17 protein-coding genes are annotated in these 18,543 nt (G+C 44.5%); 7 read left to right on the forward strand and 10 right to left on the reverse strand.

Features of this window, described 5'->3' with window-relative positions; translation table 11 throughout:
- Positions 1-410: 410 nt before the first annotated feature.
- From ABIX36_RS07890 to ABIX36_RS07905, 4 genes are all read right to left on the reverse strand, one after another.
- The gene (locus ABIX36_RS07890; RefSeq protein ID WP_348081621.1) at positions 411-1,643 is read right to left on the reverse strand and encodes an IPT/TIG domain-containing protein; all 1,233 of its coding nucleotides are present in this window, start codon (positions 1,641-1,643) and stop codon (positions 411-413) included.
- A 92-nt stretch (positions 1,644-1,735) separates the two neighbouring features.
- Positions 1,736-3,631, reverse strand: coding sequence for an ATP-dependent DNA helicase RecQ (locus tag ABIX36_RS07895; RefSeq protein WP_348081622.1), 1,896 nt, complete (start codon positions 3,629-3,631; stop codon positions 1,736-1,738).
- 4 nt (positions 3,632-3,635) lie between these two features.
- Positions 3,636-4,283, reverse strand: a complete 648-nt coding sequence (locus tag ABIX36_RS07900; protein ID WP_348081623.1) for a hypothetical protein — start codon at positions 4,281-4,283, stop codon at positions 3,636-3,638.
- Positions 4,284-4,347: 64 nt separating this feature from the next.
- On the reverse strand, positions 4,348-5,634 hold the full coding sequence (locus tag ABIX36_RS07905) for a citrate synthase (RefSeq protein ID WP_348081624.1): 1,287 nt from the start codon (positions 5,632-5,634) through the stop codon (positions 4,348-4,350).
- 144 nt (positions 5,635-5,778) lie between these two features.
- Between ABIX36_RS07905 and ABIX36_RS07910 the strand changes: the two genes are divergently transcribed.
- The gene (locus ABIX36_RS07910; protein ID WP_348081625.1) at positions 5,779-9,045 is read left to right on the forward strand and encodes a PAS domain S-box protein; all 3,267 of its coding nucleotides are present in this window, start codon (positions 5,779-5,781) and stop codon (positions 9,043-9,045) included.
- 6 nt (positions 9,046-9,051) lie between these two features.
- On the opposite strand, the gene ABIX36_RS07915 is transcribed toward ABIX36_RS07910, so the two are convergent.
- Positions 9,052-10,299, reverse strand: a complete 1,248-nt coding sequence (locus ABIX36_RS07915) for an ABC transporter permease (protein ID WP_348081626.1) — start codon at positions 10,297-10,299, stop codon at positions 9,052-9,054.
- A 206-nt stretch (positions 10,300-10,505) separates the two neighbouring features.
- Between ABIX36_RS07915 and queA the strand changes: the two genes are divergently transcribed.
- The gene (gene queA, locus ABIX36_RS07920) at positions 10,506-11,555 is read left to right on the forward strand and encodes a tRNA preQ1(34) S-adenosylmethionine ribosyltransferase-isomerase QueA (RefSeq protein WP_348081627.1); all 1,050 of its coding nucleotides are present in this window, start codon (positions 10,506-10,508) and stop codon (positions 11,553-11,555) included.
- A 196-nt stretch (positions 11,556-11,751) separates the two neighbouring features.
- The gene (locus ABIX36_RS07925; RefSeq protein ID WP_348081628.1) at positions 11,752-12,474 is read left to right on the forward strand and encodes a 2-C-methyl-D-erythritol 4-phosphate cytidylyltransferase; all 723 of its coding nucleotides are present in this window, start codon (positions 11,752-11,754) and stop codon (positions 12,472-12,474) included.
- Between the two features lie 32 nt (positions 12,475-12,506).
- Here the strand turns inward: ABIX36_RS07925 and ABIX36_RS07930 are convergent, their stop codons facing one another.
- The 5 genes from ABIX36_RS07930 to ABIX36_RS07950 all read right to left on the reverse strand — a co-directional run bounded on the left by ABIX36_RS07930 (position 12,507) and on the right by ABIX36_RS07950 (position 14,316).
- Positions 12,507-12,656 (reverse strand): lmo0937 family membrane protein, encoded by a 150-nt coding sequence (locus tag ABIX36_RS07930; protein ID WP_348081629.1) that lies wholly within the window; start codon positions 12,654-12,656, stop codon positions 12,507-12,509.
- 145 nt (positions 12,657-12,801) lie between these two features.
- Positions 12,802-12,948 (reverse strand): lmo0937 family membrane protein, encoded by a 147-nt coding sequence (locus tag ABIX36_RS07935; protein WP_348081630.1) that lies wholly within the window; start codon positions 12,946-12,948, stop codon positions 12,802-12,804.
- Positions 12,949-13,104: 156 nt separating this feature from the next.
- Entirely contained in the window at positions 13,105-13,251 is a 147-nt protein-coding gene (locus ABIX36_RS07940) for a lmo0937 family membrane protein (protein WP_348081631.1), read from the reverse strand.
- A gap of 211 nt (positions 13,252-13,462) precedes the next feature.
- Entirely contained in the window at positions 13,463-13,684 is a 222-nt protein-coding gene (locus ABIX36_RS07945) for a DUF2795 domain-containing protein (protein ID WP_002996718.1), read from the reverse strand.
- 83 nt (positions 13,685-13,767) lie between these two features.
- Positions 13,768-14,316: a cob(I)yrinic acid a,c-diamide adenosyltransferase gene (locus ABIX36_RS07950; RefSeq protein WP_348081632.1), complete on the reverse strand. Its 549-nt coding sequence runs from the start codon at positions 14,314-14,316 to the stop codon at positions 13,768-13,770.
- A 149-nt stretch (positions 14,317-14,465) separates the two neighbouring features.
- Here ABIX36_RS07950 and ABIX36_RS07955 point away from each other — a divergent pair, with 149 nt between their 5' ends.
- The 4 genes from ABIX36_RS07955 (at position 14,466) to ABIX36_RS07970 (ending at position 18,514) form a co-directional block, all read left to right on the forward strand.
- Positions 14,466-15,467 (forward strand): chitinase, encoded by a 1,002-nt coding sequence (locus ABIX36_RS07955; RefSeq protein WP_348081633.1) that lies wholly within the window; start codon positions 14,466-14,468, stop codon positions 15,465-15,467.
- A gap of 141 nt (positions 15,468-15,608) precedes the next feature.
- Positions 15,609-16,616, forward strand: coding sequence for a hypothetical protein (locus ABIX36_RS07960; protein ID WP_348081634.1), 1,008 nt, complete (start codon positions 15,609-15,611; stop codon positions 16,614-16,616).
- Positions 16,617-16,657: 41 nt separating this feature from the next.
- Positions 16,658-17,698 (forward strand): cyanophycinase, encoded by a 1,041-nt coding sequence (locus ABIX36_RS07965; RefSeq protein WP_348081635.1) that lies wholly within the window; start codon positions 16,658-16,660, stop codon positions 17,696-17,698.
- A 33-nt stretch (positions 17,699-17,731) separates the two neighbouring features.
- Positions 17,732-18,514 (forward strand): hypothetical protein, encoded by a 783-nt coding sequence (locus ABIX36_RS07970; protein ID WP_348081636.1) that lies wholly within the window; start codon positions 17,732-17,734, stop codon positions 18,512-18,514.
- Positions 18,515-18,543 lie beyond the last annotated feature (29 nt).

The following is an 18,543-nucleotide window of genomic DNA, read 5'->3' on the forward strand; positions in this document are numbered from 1 at the left end:
GTTACAGTACCTATGGCTAAAGTGAAGATGGTTGCTATGGTTAAAAATGTTGTTTTCATGATTCCTAATATTTTGATTGTGAGTGCTATTTGTGTTTTTCGTTTTATTAAATACACCCATATGACGCCCCGGTGAGGAAACGTTACAGCAAAATATGGCCAAATAGACGTACGGCGGGATTACATCGGTGAACGGTTGAAATAGGTCGGCGAAAAGGGATAAAGGCAGATATGCAAATAAGATCCGGATTGGGGGAACAACCTTAGTGGCATATTTATAATCAAAATGTACCGGCAATGGCCGGCAGCTACAGAAAGAGCAGGTTTCGGGATTTCCAGGCCAAGGCACATAAGAACGAGCCGTGTATAGCTAAGCTACATGCATTGTCCGCTGCGAACAAAATAAATGCGCTACTCCAGAGAGATCTTCCTGATCCGGCCGTTATTAGGCTCACTAACGTACACAATTCCTGATGGGTCTACAGTAATTCCATGCAGCGAATAAAATGTGGCAATATCTACCGATCCATCAACTGTAGGAAAGCTGCCGGTTAGTTTACCGGCAAGGGTTGTAACAACCCCTGAAGGGTTAATGCTTCGTATCAGACCATTATAATTATCTACTACAAGCAAGTTTCCGGCTCTATCGAATGCCAGTGAGGTAGTGAAACCAAAACTTGCTAAAGTTCCTTGTCCATCATCCACGCCCCGTATCCCGGTACCAGCCAAACGGGTTTTTACTCCTGATGCGGTAATTTTATCGATGGTATAATTTTGGCCGTTGCAGGTGTAAAAATTACCTTCTTTATCTATTGTTAAACCATATGCAAAACCATCGACGGCAAATGGAAAAGTTGTAACTACCCCTCCTGGCGTAATTTTCCTTATTCCGCCATCTAATACATATAAGTTTCCCGAAGCGTCAATGGTTATGCCATTGGGTACATCGAAAGTGGCGGCACTGCCCGTCCCATCATGAGCGGGGCCAACAAAACCACTTCCCGCTAAAGTAGTCACAACACCCGCAGGTGTAACTTTTCTGATCTGCGCGCTGCCATGATCAATAGCAAAGACATTTCCGTCCCCGTCAGCAACTATTCCATAAATGGAATTAAACGAGGCCGCCTCTCCGGTACCATTTGCAGAACCGGCTTTGCCACTTCCCGCCAGGGTTGTAACCACCCCAGCAGATGTAATTTTACGAATTACATTATCTACCCCATCAGCAACATAAACATTTCCATTTTTATCGGCAGTGATATAGGACGGAGAAGAAAATGACGCCGCAGTTCCTGTGCCGTTCACCAACGCGAATGTTCCGTTGCCCGCAAACGTAGATACTGTAGCGGTATATAGGTAATTAAATATGGGGCCGGCTGCCGATTTGCCGTTTACCATTATCGAAACCACCCCTGTTCCGGCACCTTTTGGAACGACAGCCGTTATTTCGGTAGTACTTGCTGCCGAAACAATTGCAGGTTTGCCATTAAACGATACCTGATCTTCGGACGCCGTTTTGCTGAAACCAGTACCTCTTATAATTATTGATGCATTAAAACGGCCGGAAAGAGAACTTAATCCGGCTATGGTTAAAGGTGTGTTAGAACTGTCCCCAGAGCCGCCTTTCTTGCAAGCAACAAGCACTAAACAGCAAATTATAAAGGATAACAGAGATTTGTGACTGAACATAGGTCTTCGGTTAGTTACCAAAAATAGTAATATTTGGATACATATCGCTACAAGTAATACTTCTCCCCATCCGTTTTTATTTTGCCAGCATCCAGCAGCATACGGATGGTTTCTATCTTTTCCTTTTCGGCACCGATTTTAAGGGTGGTTACCAACTCGCCGATATTATAATTATCGATGCTAAGCAGCTGCACTATCTCGTTAGTGATGTTCTCAAAAATTTCGGCAGCGTTCTTTTGCCGTTTTTCGGCAAGGCACACATCGCATACCCCGCATTTGGTGGCGTTTGGCTCGTCGAAATATGCCAGCAGCATTTGGCTGCGGCAGCGTTTATGCTCGGCATAGGCAAAAACGGCTTCCATTTTACGGCGATAGGTGGCTTTCCGGGTCTCTATATCAGCCTTATTGATATAAACGTTATTCGCTTGCTGCCTTGCCTTTATCCAGGTTATCTGGGGCTTATCGGTTTGCGGAAGGTAGCTCAGCACCCCAAAACTTTGTAATTTGGTTAAGCCTTCGGCCACCTGCTGCACGCTCATATTGGTGCGCCGCGCCAGGTCGAACTCCTTTAAACGCACATAGTTTTCAAACGCGCCGCCGTAGGAGCGCAGTAATGTTTTAACGAAAGGGTCCCAACCAGGGTTTTGGATCTGGAAGTTATACAGTTCCTCATTTAAAACCTCAAACCTAAACCGCGATGGCAAAAACACACTCTCGCTGAAGGCGATATATTCGTTCTGCTCTAAAAACTTTAGGGCATTAATAGTTTTAATACTATCCAATTTGTAACGGCTACAAAAATCGCCCAGGTCAAGGTCAAAATTGGCACCTTCGCCAGTATCATAAGCTACCTGGCAATAATTGCCCAAATAGTGATAGATCTGTTTTATCTCCGCTATCGAAGGAAAATTCTGCAAAAACATCTGTTCCTTCCGCAACCGGTCGGCGAGGTTGTATAATAATATGCCATAAGCTTTTTGCTCATCGCGGCCTGCCCTCCCGGCCTCCTGGTAATAGGCCTCCAGGCTGTCCGGCATTTCCAGGTGCACCACAAAGCGCACATCCGCCTTATCTATTCCCATCCCGAAGGCGTTGGTAGCCACAATAATGCGGTTACGATTATTTTTCCAGGCCTCCTGCTTTTCAGCGCGTTCATCGGCGCTTAAGCCAGCGTGGTAATAATCGGCTTTTATCCCGTTATCATTAAAAAATTTGGCCACCTCGGCAGTACCCTTGCGGCTGCGCACATACACAATACCGCTGCCTTTTATGTTATTGGCAATATCCAGCAGGTTACGGCTTTTATTTTCGGTATCGCGCACTACATAGCTGATGTTTTTGCGGGCGAAGCTTTGTTGATAAACAATGCTACCGGGTTTAAAAAGTAGTTTATCCTGGATATCTTCCCGCACATCTGCTGTGGCTGTAGCGGTAAGGGCGAGCACGGGCACATTGGGGTGTAACTCGCGCAAGTCGGCGATGTGGAGGTAAGGCGGGCGGAAATCATAGCCCCATTGCGAGATACAGTGCGCCTCGTCTACCGCAAACAAGTTTACCTTCATGTATTTGATGCGTTCGCGCACCAGGTCGGATAGTAAGCGCTCCGGCGAGAGGTACAGGAATTTGGTATAGCCGTAAATACAATTATCCAAAGCAATATCCACCTCTCGGCGGCTCATACCCGATACGATGGAGACGGCATCAATACCTTTGGCTTTCAGGTTCTCCACCTGGTCCTTCATTAGCGCGATAAGCGGCGAAACTACAATACAAATACCGTCCTTAGCCAATGCCGGGATCTGAAAACATACTGATTTACCGCCACCTGTTGGCAGCAGGGCCAGCGTATCGTGCCCCTGCAATACCGACGCGATGATCTCTTCCTGCATCGGCCGGAAGTTATCGTGCCCCCAATATTGTTTTAGTATTTCGCGTGTGGTCATCGGATCAACGTTGTGATTTTTTTTTAGGAAAGCACTGTGAGCCAATAGCCCCACCGGCATATTCCAATACAAGATTTGGAGTTGCTAAAATATAAGTGCAGCTATCGTTGTACCTGGCTTTTAAGCTGTCTGCAATTGGTGCGTCAAAAACATTAAAGAAATATATACCCATCCCACTTCTCTTAAAACCAATCTTTGCAGGCTTACTGTTAACTATGGAGATACAATTGGCATCCTCCAGGTGTTGTTTAAGGGAATCTAAGGTATACTTAGTCCAACCTAAAACAGCCAGCAATGAATCGGCCCTTTTAGATTTAACCGGGATATTCCAATCCTCAAAATCAAGCGAAGACTCTGTCTTTCTACCTGCCCCAATAGAAATTATTTTGAATCGAGCAATTTCACCGCCATCCAATTCAATCTCAACAAGCTTACCGTTAGGAACAATAGCGTTGTAGTACAACTTTAACTCATATATCTCGGTTTTCTTTTTATTAAATTCTTCTACCAATTGGTTTGTAGTGTATTTCTCATCAAAATCTCCGAAAGCAATAAATAACCTTACAATATAAATGATCACGCATAATATTGCTACCCCTAAACTTACTAAAAACGTAATTTGAAATGCTTTTAACCAGTTAATTTCAGGCATCGCTTTAAGGTTATAAAAAAAGCCCGGCAAATAGCGGGCTTTTCAATAAATTATAGGGTGATTATTATCTCGTTTTAATATCGGTATACTCCCTGTCGGTAGCGCCAACGTAGATCTGGCGAGGGCGGCCGATAGGCTCTTTATTGGCCTTCATTTCTTTCCACTGGGCAATCCATCCCGGCAAACGGCCAAGGGCAAACAATACGGTAAACATATCGGTAGGGAAACCTAAAGCGGTGTAAATAATACCGGAGTAAAAATCTACGTTAGGATAAAGCTTGCGTTCTACAAAGTATGGGTCGCTCAGGGCAACTTCTTCCAGCTTTTTGGCTATTTCCAGCGTTTCGTCCTGTATGTGCAGCTTCTCTAAAATATCGTCGCAGGCTTTTTTGATGATCTTGGCCCTTGGGTCGAAGTTTTTGTAAACGCGGTGGCCAAAACCCATCAATCGGAACGGGTCATTCTTGTCTTTTGCTTTTTTGATCCATTTATCGGTATCGCCGCCATCTTCCTTAATTTTATTCAGCATTTCTATCACGGCCTGGTTTGCACCGCCATGCAGAGGGCCCCAAAGCGCAGAGATCCCTGCGGATATAGATGCGTATAAGTTAGCATCAGACGACCCTACAATACGCACGGTCGACGTAGAGCAGTTTTGTTCGTGGTCGGCGTGTAGTATCAGCAGCTTGTTCATGGCGCTTACTACAACCGGGTCTATCTCCACATCTTCTGTACGCTGCCCAAACGTCATGTGCATAAAATTGGTTACGTAATCCAACTTATTCTGCGGATACATCATCGGGTGACCCAATGATTTTTTGTAGATCCAGGATACGATGGTGCTCATTTTAGCGATCAGCTTAATGATCTCCAGGTTCACTTCCTCAGCAGTTAAGCCTTGTTTAAGCGATGCCGGGTTAAATGCCGCCAAAGCGCCAATTAACGATGACAACTGCCCCATTGGATGCGAACCTGAAGGGAAGCCATCAAAAAACTTCTTCATATCCTCGTGCACCAGGGTATGGCGGCTTATCTCCAGCTCAAAACTTTTCAGTTGTTCTGTAGTAGGCAGTTCTCCATATATCAGCAAATAAGAAACTTCGGTAAAAGTTGAGTTTTCTGCAAGCTGCTCTATCGGATAGCCACGGTATTTCAAGATTCCTACCTCGCCATCTAAAAATGTGATAGCGCTTTTTGTAGCGCCGGTATTTTTATAACCCACATCAAGGGTTACATAACCGGTAAGGTCGCGCAGCTTAGATATATCGATAGCTTTTTCACCTTCAGTACCCTCAATCACCGGCAGATCGTACGTTTTATCACCAATTTTTAGTTGTGCAGTATCAGACATAGAAAATATAGTATTTGCAACAAATGTAAATAAATATGCGTATTAAACAGCTTCAAGTTAAATTTACCGTTTGTAAAATTCTTAACGTAAGTTGGCAGCTTTTTACCGTATATTGTTTCGTGCAAATTAAAAACAACTTAATAGATGTCGTTTAGAGAACGAACCCTCCAGTTAATTGAAAATGACAATACCATTCACAGGCTACTTTTATTAGGGCTGCTTATCGCAGGTCCTTCGCTGCATTACCTGTGTTTCTACAACTCTTACGACCCCATTTGGTTGCGCGCCATCAATTCATTACTGAGTGCCGCAGCGCTCACATTGTCATTCACTCCGTACAAAACGGCCTACAGCTGGCTGGTTTATACCACCATATTAGCTTATCTAATTATTAATAATGGCATTTTGCTTGGCGCAAACGGTTTTGAGCATGTGTACCTTTTCAGTTCTATCACCATATTCATTTCGTTAACGTTTTTTTGCAACCGGCGCTGGGAATTTGTTACCGTTAGCGTGCTCAATCTTATTGCCATCCTTGGGGCCTATTACTATTCGCCAAAACTGTTTATATCGGGCGGTGTGCTTGTTATTTTGCTGGTTGTTTTTACGCTCATCGCCTATGTATCGTTTTTTGTGATGATAAGCTACCAGGCGCAGTTTAAGAAAGCGCTGGGCGAGGTATTACAGCTGAACGAATCGCTGGTAGAGAACGACCATAAGCTGCGTGCCAGCCAGGCACAACTGCACGCGCTTATCAGTTCGGTAAACGATACTATTTTTGAGCTGGATGAGAATATGGTATGCCTTAATGTTTGGTTTGGGCCGCACAGCCCATCCTATTTGGCTAAAGATCACTTTTTAAATAAAAGCCTTTTGGAGGCAATGGGGCCGGAACAGGGTATTTACTTTGAAAATATTTACCAGGAGGTTATTAAAAGTAAAGAGACCGCCACTATAGAGTTCCCGTCGCTTTATGGCAAGCCAAAGTGGTTCATGTCTAAGATCTCGGCAGTATTTGACGTTAATGGCAATTACATGCGTCGCATATCCGTGGCGGTTACTGATATTACCGAACAAAAAAAGCGTGCCGACGCCTTAAAAGAAAGCGAAAGCCTGCTACAACAAGCGCAAAGTATAGCCAAAACAGGCAACTGGTGGTTTGATGCCGTCACCAGGGAAGACTATTGGTCTGATAATTTATTCACCGTTTTAGAGGTAGATACTATACCCGATGACGTTGACAAGTTCAGATACTATATGAGCCTGGTCCACCCCGACGACCTGGAGCGTACCACGGAGTATTTCACAAATATTACCACCATAACAGAAACCAGCCACGAGCATAAATTGATTACCCCAAAGGGTAATTTAAAGTACATTAAAATATTACGGGGAACGCTGCAATATGCTGCCGATGGTAAACTACAGCGCATAGTTGGTATTATACAGGATATTACCGATGCCCGGCTGGCCGAAAAAGCGGTAAAAATAAGCCAGACAGAACTACTGGAAGCCCAAAAGATAGCCAAAATTGGTAACTGGAAATTTGACAATACTACAAAAAACCTTGCCTGGAGCGAAGAAGTAAACGCTATTTATGAGCTGAACCATAGCGAAGCATCATTGTCACTGGCGGGGAGGGCTTTAATAAAATACATTCACCCGGATGATGTTTATGTGATAAGGGACTTGTTTAAAGCCTCCTCGGATGTGGCAGTAGAATACCGCATCATCACACCAAAAGGCAACATAAAACACATCAGCGTAATTACCGGCAAGCTCATGTTGCGCGAAGACGGCACCGTACGCAAAATTGTGGGTACGCTGCAGGATATCACGCAGCGTAAGCAAGCCGAAATTGAGCACAAAAGCACCGAAAACAAATTCAGGCAGGTACTGGAAACCATTAAACTGGCGGCTATTTCCTTGGATGCCAACGGCACGGTGATCTTCTGCAATAAGTATTTGGCCCAACTACTGGGCTATCACCAGGATGAGGTACTGGGTATGAACTGGATGAAAAGTTTTGTGCCGAACGAACTGCAAGACACCATGACCGGCTGGTTTAACACCAATACAGTTAAAGCACATTTTGTAACCCCTGTTATTTGCCGCAACGGCGATATTCGCACCATCAGCTGGCAAAATACCATCAGCTACGATGAAGAGGGAAATTTAAAGGGTACCACCAGCATAGGCGAAGATATTACCCTACAGCAAATTGCAAGGCAGGAGCTCATTATCGCTAAAGAACAGGCGGAACGCTCATCACACTTTAAATCGGAGTTCCTCTCTATCATGAGCCACGAAATTCGTACGCCAATGAATGCGGTGATAGGGACCACCAACCTGCTGCTATCAGAGGACCCGCGCCCCGAGCAATTAGAGTACCTAAACACCCTTAAATTTAGCGGCGAAAACCTGCTGGCCATTATTAATGATATCCTCGATTATAATAAAATAGAGGCCGGGAAGCTGGTGCTAAATCAGTCGGTATTTAATATCCACCACCTGGCGCAAAACATCAGGCAGTCGTTTTATGCTAAAGCAGTAGAAAAAAACCTGGAAATAGCATTAATTGCCGACAGTAGCATCCCCGAGTACATCATGGGCGATCAAACCCGGTTAGCACAGATCCTGATAAACCTGGTAAACAACGCCGTTAAATTCACCAAACAGGGCAAAGTGACCCTTGAACTGGAGAACGAACAGCTAAGCGATAAAGAAATACTGATCAAATTTAAAATTACCGATACCGGTATAGGCATAGCCACTGAGAACTTTGGCATTATCTTCGATCCCTTCATTCAGGAAGAGCAGGTGATCAATAACGACTATGGTGGTACCGGGCTCGGCCTTGCTATCACTAAACGGCTTGTGCAGCTTTATAACAGCAGCATACATGTAACCAGCGAATTAGACAAGGGCACACAGTTCAGTTTCTCGGTATTGTTTAACCTTGCCGCGCAGCACTTGCCACAGCCAGAAACAACGCCCCATACAGCGCTGCCGCCAAACCTGTATGGTATGAATATCCTGGTGGTTGATGATAACAAAATGAATATCATGATAGCCTCCAAATTCCTTAAGAAATGGCAGGCCAATGTAGACGAAGCCCTAAACGGGCAAATAGCGGTGGATATGGCAGCCAATAAGGCCTACGACCTCATCATTATGGACCTGCAGATGCCGGTAATGGATGGCTTCGAAGCTTCGGCTATTATCAAGCAAGCAAACCCCAGCCTGCCCATTATAGCTTTTACGGCAGATGCCATGCCCGAAACGCACGCCAGGGCTTTTGAACACGGCATGTGCGATTACCTCACCAAACCATTTGTGCCCGAGGATCTGTTCGGGAAGGTCTCGAAGCATTGCAAACCTACAGCCATTGCGCCTACCGGTTTAGTGTAATTATAATTAGTTGGTGCGGATAGCCTCTACCGGGTCCATGCGCGATGCGCCATAAGCCGGAATGATACCTGCTATAATACCAATGGTTAGGGAATAGCTTACACCGGTTATGATGTTATCTATATCCAAAATGATTTGAAGATCTGTTGCTGCCTTTACGCCAAAGGTGCCCAAATAAACCAATCCGATACCAATAAGGCCGCCTATGAGGCAGAGGATCATAGATTCGATCAGAAACTGCAGTAAAATAAAGTAATTCTTTGCGCCCAGCGATTTTTGGATACCTATTATGTTGGTACGTTCTCTTACCGATACAAACATAATGTTGGCGACGCCAAACCCACCTACCAACAGGGAGAATAAACCGATAATAAAGCCGCCCTTATTCACTATCCCAAATAAGCTATCCAATTGATTGGTGATAACGCTCGATTTGTTTAGGGCAAAATTATCGTCGGCGCCGGGGCGGATACTTCTTACAGACCGCATGATACCACGGATCTCACTTTCTACTTCGTCTTCCGACAGGTTATCTAATCCACGTACAACAATGGAAGGCTGGTATTTTTCGTTCTCTACATCAATAACGTTCTTGGCAAAATTAAGCGGCACCAACACTTGCTTATCGGTTGATATGCCCAGCATATCGTCGCCTTGCTTGGTAAACACGCCTATAACGGTAACCTTGCGGCCCATAATTTTTATTTGCTTGCCCACGGCATCGCCTGCCGGAAAAAGGTTTTCGGCAATATCATAACCTATCAGGGTAATCGGGGCACCGGTACGCGCTTCAATCTCGGTAAAATACCGTCCGTCCTTAAAATCAAAGTTAATCACCTTATCGTGCTCAAATGATACTGCACCTATCTGGGCACCATCAACCGTGTTGCTGCCATATTTTACAGTGCGGTTATCAATACTTATATCGTAAGATATGGCTTTTGCGGTTTGGCTGCGGCGGCGCACCTGCTCGTAATCGCGCAGTTTGGCCACCGGGCGCTGCATATATTTCCACCAGGGGAAGTTTTCTTCGCCTACCCACGGCCATTTCTCTATGTAAATACTGTTATTACCCAGCTTGTTTACGCTTGCCTGCAGGTTATTACGCAAAGTATCAACCGCCGAATACACCGCTATAATGGTAAATATACCAATGGTTACCCCCAATAACGATAGCATTGTACGCAGCTTATTTTGCCTAAGCGCATCGTACGCAAACAGGAAACTTTCGCGGATAAGTTTTAATATGATCATATCAGTATCTTTCTGTAGAGGCTTTTTAGGGCCGCCCTGTTATTTAACAAAACCGGGGTAACAATTGGTTAGACCGCCATTAAGGCTTTAAGTTACAGCAATTTTAATAAAAGTATTTTTTCTGCAATCAAAACGAAATGCAAAAAAAATCGGTTAATCTAACAAAAAATCCGTACATTTGCGCCCTGAAAATTCATATATAAAGCATGAAATTATCCCAGTTTAAATTCAACTTACCCGAGTCATTGATCGCCCATTCACCATCAGATATACGTGACGAATCGCGTTTAATGGTTTTACACCGCGATTCGGGCAAGATTGAGCATAAGATATTTAAGGATGTACTGGATTATTTTGACGACAAGGATGTAATGATCCTGAACAACACAAAAGTATTTCCCGCGCGCATGTACGGCAATAAAGAAAAAACCGGTGCTACCATCGAGGTTTTTTTGCTGCGCGAACTTAATAAAGAACTGCGCCTTTGGGACGTTTTGGTTGACCCGGCCCGTAAGATACGTGTTGGCAACAAACTATATTTTGGTGATGACGATCTGTTAATTGCTGAGGTTGTGGATAATACCACCTCGCGTGGCCGTACCATCCGCTTTTTGTTTGACGGCACCGACGAAGAATTCCGCCGTAATGTGGAGATCCTTGGCGAAACACCGCTGCCAAAATACATTAAACGCAAAGCCACTGCCGACGATAAAGAGCGTTACCAAACCATATTTGCCAAGCACGAAGGCGCTGTTGCAGCCCCAACCGCAGGCCTCCACTTTAGCCGCGAACTGATGAAACGCCTGGAACTAAAAGGTGTTGAATTTGCCGAGGTTACCCTGCACGTAGGTTTAGGCACTTTCCGCCCGGTTGAGGTGGAGGATCTGACCAAACACAAGATGGATTCGGAACAGTTTATCATCGAAGCAAAACAGGCTGATATTGTAAACAAAGGCATCGAACGTAAGAGCCGCATTTGCGCAGTAGGTACAACCTCTATGCGTGCGGTTGAATCGGCTGTATCTGCAGGTAAATCCCTAAAGGCGGCTAACGACTGGACCAGCAAGTTCATCTTCCCGCCGTACGATTTTAGCATTGCTAACAGCATGATCACCAACTTCCACACACCAGAATCTACCCTATTGATGATGGTAAGCGCATTTGGTGGTTACGAACACGTAATGAACGCCTACGAAGTAGCCGTGAAAGAGAAATACCGCTTCTACAGCTACGGCGACGCGATGCTGATCATCTAATTTCAGATGTGAGATATAAGATTTGAGATATGAGACGGAAGTCCATATCTCATTTTTGTTTTATAGCTTTGGCGTTAACAACCCGTCATCCCGAACTTGTTTCGGGACCCCACAGGACAAGCAAGCGCCATACAGGCTACTCGCAGGTGAGTTGCCGAAACAAGTTCGGCATGACGGGATTTTTTGAATACAAACAATGGATTCCAATCTCACATCTCAACTCTCACATCTCATATCTAAGAAGACCTACGCTGTTATCGTAGCAGGTGGTTCGGGTACCCGTATGCAATCGGTTTTGCCTAAACAATTTTTGGAATTACATGGCAAACCGGTGCTGATGCATACACTGGAAGCATTTGAAAATAGCACTTCATCGCCACAGCTTATTTTGGTGCTGCATGCTCATTATCATGAGGTGTGGAAAGAACTGTGCGCTGTGCATAACTTCGCTATAAAACACACATTAATTTCGGGCGGCGACACACGCTTCCATTCCGTTAAGAATGCCATTGACCAGATTACCGATAAAGATGTGCTAATTGCTGTACACGATGCCGTAAGGCCACTGATAAGCCCGGCAGTAATAGACGAGGCCTACCTATGCGCCGAAAAGCATGGAAGCGCCGTGGTTGCCGTTAAAAGCCGCGATTCGGTAAGGCAGTTAACCGGCAAGGTATCACAAAGCTTAAACCGCGATGGAATTTACCTGGTGCAAACCCCGCAAACCTTTCAGTCGGCATTGCTAAAGCAAGCTTATGAGCAACCTTACGACCCAAAATTCACCGATGATGCTTCGGTAGCAGAGCAATCCGGGGTTCAAATACAGCTTATTGAAGGTAATTACACCAATATTAAGATCACATTCCCCGAGGATATTACTATTGCCGAGGCCCTTATAAACAAAAAAGCCACCGTTTAAGCGGTGGCTGATGTTCGATAAAATATCGTGGGTTAAGCTCTCCTGATCACGCCTAATAATAAAGCGATAATGGCGATTACCAGTAAAACGTGGATGATGTTGCCGCCAAAGGGGCTTACGAATGCGCCGAATACCCAAATAACAACCAGGATAACGGCAATGATGTACAATAAGCTTCTCATGTTGTAAGTTTTTTGTTAAAGTTTAGTTAAACGTATATAAATGCTAAAACCAAAATCATTCCAAAATTGAAAGATAAAGGACGCTTTGGGGTTGTTTTGCACATAAAAATGCTGTGCCGGGGAATTCGCCCCGGCACAGCATTGCTCAAGCCCTTCTTATCACACCCAGAATTAAAGCTATAATAGCTATTACCAATAATACGTGGATGATGTTACCCGCATGATTAAAGAAAAACCCGAATATCCATCCGATAACCAGGATAACTGCGATTATGTACAATAAGCCTCTCATGTTGTTGTGTATTTATATGTTAATATTTAAGTTGATTGTATAGTGTCAATGCCAAAATCATTCCAAAAAAATTATAATAAAAAAAAGAACGCTGCGTTGCAGCGTTCTTTGTATGCTAAAATATTACAGCGGGCAATACGCGGGCTGCAACATTGCTCAAGCCCTTCTTATCACTCCCAAAAGTAACGCGATAATAGCGATTACCAATAAAATGTGGATGATGTTGCCGGAACCGGCGTAGAAAAATCCGAATACCCATCCTATTATCAGGATGACGGCGATGATGTACAATAAGCCTCTCATAGTGTTGTGTTTTGTAGATGTTTAGTATGTATGTACACACACTTATACCAAAATCATTCCAAAAACGTTTGAGGGCGCAAAAAACTGTATGGTAAATAGCAGGGGCCAAAAGAAGTGTAGCCCGAAACACATGGGAATAACGGATTTACCCCCTTGCGCTAAACAAAAAAAGCCCCCGAAATTCGGAGGCTTTCAATATTATCAGGCAACGTTAATACTCGTCTTCGTTAAAAAAGAAGTCGTCTTTGGTAGGATAATCCGGCCAAATCTCCTCTATATTCTCGTAAGGCTCTCCATCGTCTTCCAGTGCCTGCAGGTTCTCAATAACCTCTACCGGCGCTCCGGAACGGATAGCGTAATCAATTAATTCATCTTTAGTTGCCGGCCAGGGCGCATCTTCTAAGTGTGATGCTAATTCAAGTGTCCAATACATGCTTTTATATTAATTGGTAAATTTCCGTTTTCGCAAAAGTATAATATTTTTAAATTGATTTTTACTATTTTTTTGTAATTTTTTTATACCCTTGGTATCCAGTTATTTTCGGGCACCCCGGCATCGTTTCCCACCTTCCGCGCCAGGGTAAATAAATAATCACTTAAGCGGTTAAGATATACATTTACTTGTTCATCTACCGTGCTCTCTTCTGCGAGGTGAACGGTTAAGCGTTCGGCCCGGCGGCATACACAGCGCGCTATATGGCAGTAAGATATAACATTATTACCGCCCGGCAAAATAAAATGCCGCAACTCGGGCAAAGTTTCGTTCATCTTGTCCATTTCCTGCTCCAGCAGCTCAATATCTTCGGGTTTCAGGTCGGGGATCACCATGCGAGATTTCTCCGGGTCGGCCGCCAGCGAGGAGCCGATAGTGAACAGCCTGTCCTGTATTTCCTTCAAAACATCCTTATCGTGGGCGGTAATAGGCTGGTCGCGGATGAGGCCTACGTAACTGTTCAGTTCATCTACGGTACCATAACTTTCTATGCGCAGGTGATGCTTGGGCACCCGGGTACCACCTATAAGTGAGGTGTAGCCCTTATCACCTGTTTTGGTATATATTTTCATAATTAAAGCGAATTTCACGAATTAAAACAACACTAATCTCACGAATTGTTCAAATTACACGAATTAAACGCTCAATTTTTACGTTAGAGATATGATATGCGGCATAGCATTTGTGTAAATTCGCTGCATTCGTGAAATTCGTGCCTATTATGAAACCCATCCTTCCCGCTGCTAAACTCACCGCATTAAGTTTATGCCTCATATCACTTTTAAGTTTTAGCTGTGGCGATAGTGCAGGCAAACAAACTGCTATCGCAACTGCTCCTCCTACCCCATCCTTCAGTAAGTTTTTAAGTGAGCAGCAATACAACGATCTTTTCCCGCAGCGCGATAAATTTTATACTTACCAGGCTTTTATTAAGGCTGTCGACGAGATGGCAAAAGTAAAGGTGCAGGTAACCCGGCGGGCGGTATCGGTATACCAATTCATCCGCACAGATAAGCGCACGGGTAAAGACAGCATAGTGCGCCAGGATGGCGACTGGAACGAACCCTGGGCAAAAGAAAAGCCCGACAGTGTTTACCTGGTAAACTACGGCGGTTTTTGTACCGATAAGGATGCCATCACCAACAAGCGCGAACTGGCGGCGTTCTTCGCGCAGATATCGCACGAGACCCGCCACGGTATGAACGGCAGTTACACCGATGGGTTGATGCTTACCCACGAAGATAACACCAGCCTGCAGTACATCAGTGATAGCGACGAATACCCACCTGTGAAAGGACAAAAATACTACGGTCGCGGGCCAATGCAGATCAGCTATAACGGTAACTACGGTTACGCGTCGGATTGCATCTTCGGGAACAAACATATTTTACTGGATAATCCGGCATTGGTAGAAACCGACCCGGTGGTAGCTTTTAAAACCGCCATCTATTTTTGGATGACGCCCGAAACCCACAAACCATCTGCCCATGATGTAATGATTGGCAAATGGCAGCCAAACGCTAAAGATAAGGCTGCAGGCCGCACCCCGGGCTTCGGTATGACGATAGTGATAGTAAACGGCGCACTGGAATGCAACAAAGGTGAAGACAATTACAGCATGAACGACCGCATTGGCTTCTACCAATTTTTTTTAAAGAAACTGGGCGCGAGTGATGCCAATTGCGCTTGCAGTTGCGGGAAGATGGCACCGTATAGTTATTGATAGTTTGATTTCGGAAGTCGGATTTACCGCCTCTTCAGGCATCCACGCTTACCTTCAACCCCAAGGGGGGAAATTTTAACAAGCCTTTTGTGATCAATTAAAATATATAAATTACTACTTTACGTGCCTTAACCTTGCAAAATGAAATACCTGAAGCTGGCTTTATTGCTCCTGACCTACCAAAGTACTTTTGCGCAATTGCCAATTAAAAGCCTTTACGGTACCTGGGTGGTGAGTAGCGTCGGTTTTAAAGATGGCTCTGAATTGCCGAAGGACAATTTACTTAAATTCGCCTATTTTAAATACACATTTATGGAGCCGGACAAAGTTGCTTTTACAACAGCATACTACGAGACCGGTACAGAAAATAATTTTGAGCTTGACAAAAATATTCTGCTTATCAAAAACCAGCAAGGGTATGTGATGAATAGTTTTAAGATAAATATTGCCGGCGATACCCTATCGTTGTTACAAAAAGGTGCTAACGGCTTTGAGGACCCCAATTGCTTAAATTATAAACTGATAAGTGAGAATAATTATCAAAAGGGATTGCCTTTAACGCCTAATGATATATACGCTATCAGAAATGGTGATACAATTTATAAAGAGAGCAGAAAGATTTACGCTAAATATATCGGGCCAAGTTTCCAACAATATATCTATGCAGGTATTAGCGGTAAAATGGATGGAAAATCAGGGCATTTTACAGCACGCTTTACGGTATCAAAAGAAGGCGTTGCTGATAGCTTGAAAATAATAAACGGGATAAGCAAAAAATTCGATACCCGCTTTTTAAAAGTATTTACGCAGGCAAAAAACAACTGGCTCCCTGGTTATATCAATAACAAACCTGTTCCTGTGCGTATGATGGTCGAATTAAGATATTCAACTTCAGAAGAAGTTATACCGGCTCATTTTGCCGGCCAACAAGCTAATGACGCATACAACAATAAAGATTACGAGACTGCTATATTTTTTTATGACCAGGCATTAGAAACCGACCCTGACGATAAAGATCATTTATTTCGCAGGGGCATGAGTAAAATGCTTTTGGGCAACTTTAAAGGTGCCTGCGAGGACTGGAACAACGTGCAGAAACTTGGAGGCAATACAAACGCGGAGGATGCAATCAAAAGATATTGTAAGTAGTAACAAGCATCTCGCCCAAGAAAAGGATTTAGATAATTACCATGCATAAACATCTACATAAAGCCCTTTTTCTTATCCTCTTATCGGCAAGTGGCCTTTTCGCTCATGCTGCCCTAAAACCCGATACCACCAAAGTATACCCCAACCGCCCGGCATCCCTCGGCATAATTGGCCATTCAGCAGATGTGCATACCTCCACCAAACTGGGTGTGGTAATGATGGGTGGCGGCAAGGCTGTAGATGCAGCCTTTAAATGGATGATTGGCCGGAGCGGCGGCGGAGATGTGGTGATCATCCGCGCATCGGGCACAGCGGCTTATAACCCCTATATTTATGAACTGGGCAAAGTAAATTCGGTGGAAACACTGAAGATAGATTCGCGCGAGCTGGCTGATAACGACACCGTGGTGAACATCATCCGCAACGCCGAGATGCTTTTCATTGCCGGCGGCGACCAAAGCAATTACATGAAGTACTGGAAAGGCACCAAAACCATGGATGCCATCAACTACCTGCTCAATAAGAAACACGTGCCTGTTGGCGGCACCAGTGCGGGCTGCGCTATCTTAGGCGGCTTCTATTACAGCGGCGAAATTGCCAGCCTTACGGCAGATACCGCGCTGGCCAACCCCTACCACAATTTGGTAAAGCTATATAACAACGACTTTCTGCACGCCCCCTACCTGCAAAACGTAATTACCGACCAGCATTACGTAACCCGCTGCCGCCAGGGCCGCCATGTGGTTTTCCTCGCCCGGATAGCGCAGGACTGGCGCACCAACATCAAAGGCATAGCCGCCGATGAACGCACCGCAGTTTGCATGGACGAGAACGGACAGGCCGCAGTATTCGGCAGCAACAGGGCCTACTTTTTATTACCCGACGCAAAGAAACCCGCCGAAACCCTCGCCCCCGGCAAACCACTTACCTGGAAACAAAATCAGCAGGCCATCAAAGTTTATGAGATACAAGCCTCAAATGCAGGTGCCGGGCATTTCGATCTGGCGACATTCGATACCAGCAAAGCCAATGGTGGTAATTGGCAATGGTGGTGGGTGCAGGGTGGGGTTTTGCATCGATAATATTTACTGCTACCTTAGTATAAACCTTAACCAATGAAAACCATAATTGCCACTTTTATACTATCGCTCTTTTTACTAATAGATTTTGCCCAAATAAATGGTCAATTATCAAAGCCGAAAAAGTTAAGCAGTCCGGGCATGGCCGTTAAAGGGCAAAACCTCAAACTGCTTAAATACGATTTTTCCAAACTGTTCACGTTTACAGATAATGCGTATGTATATGGGTTTATAGGGAACGATTTTCAGCGGATAAGAATCAAAATTATCTCCATAAAAAAGGATGCGGTGCGTGCGGATGTTTATCGCGTTTACGGCAAATCGATGGTGAAAAACAACATCGATGAGTTTAGGGGGTTTATCATGATAACAACTATCAGCGAGGTGAAACCAATGCACTATGGTGTAGACGACGAACTGAAAAACAAAGGTATCAAAGGCGAATATGTAATTTCAGGCAAATACAAATTTGAGGAGGACTCAAACCAACTACACAGTGGTGTATTTAAAGGCAGTTTTCACAGTAAGTTCTACCTGGATAAAAACAGCGATGTGCATTACTACGATATAGATTCCTACTCGGATGGCTACGCTAACAACCAATTTGTTGGCACATGGGCAAACCACGACAAAAAACTAAGCAAACCCTGCAACTGGGGCGATTATCGTATACCTAATTCCGGCTCCTTTGATGGCGGGGCGGGGGAGTTTTCGCCCATAGGAGGCAGTGGTTGGGAAACCGTGCGACTGCAATCGTCTTATGATATAAAAATAGCCGATGCAGCTAAAAAAGCAGAAAGCGCCCAATGGTGGTTATAACCATTAAGCGCTTTCGATATATCTATAGT

Source organism: Mucilaginibacter sp., from assembly GCF_039925265.1.
GTDB lineage: Bacteria > Bacteroidota > Bacteroidia > Sphingobacteriales > Sphingobacteriaceae > Mucilaginibacter.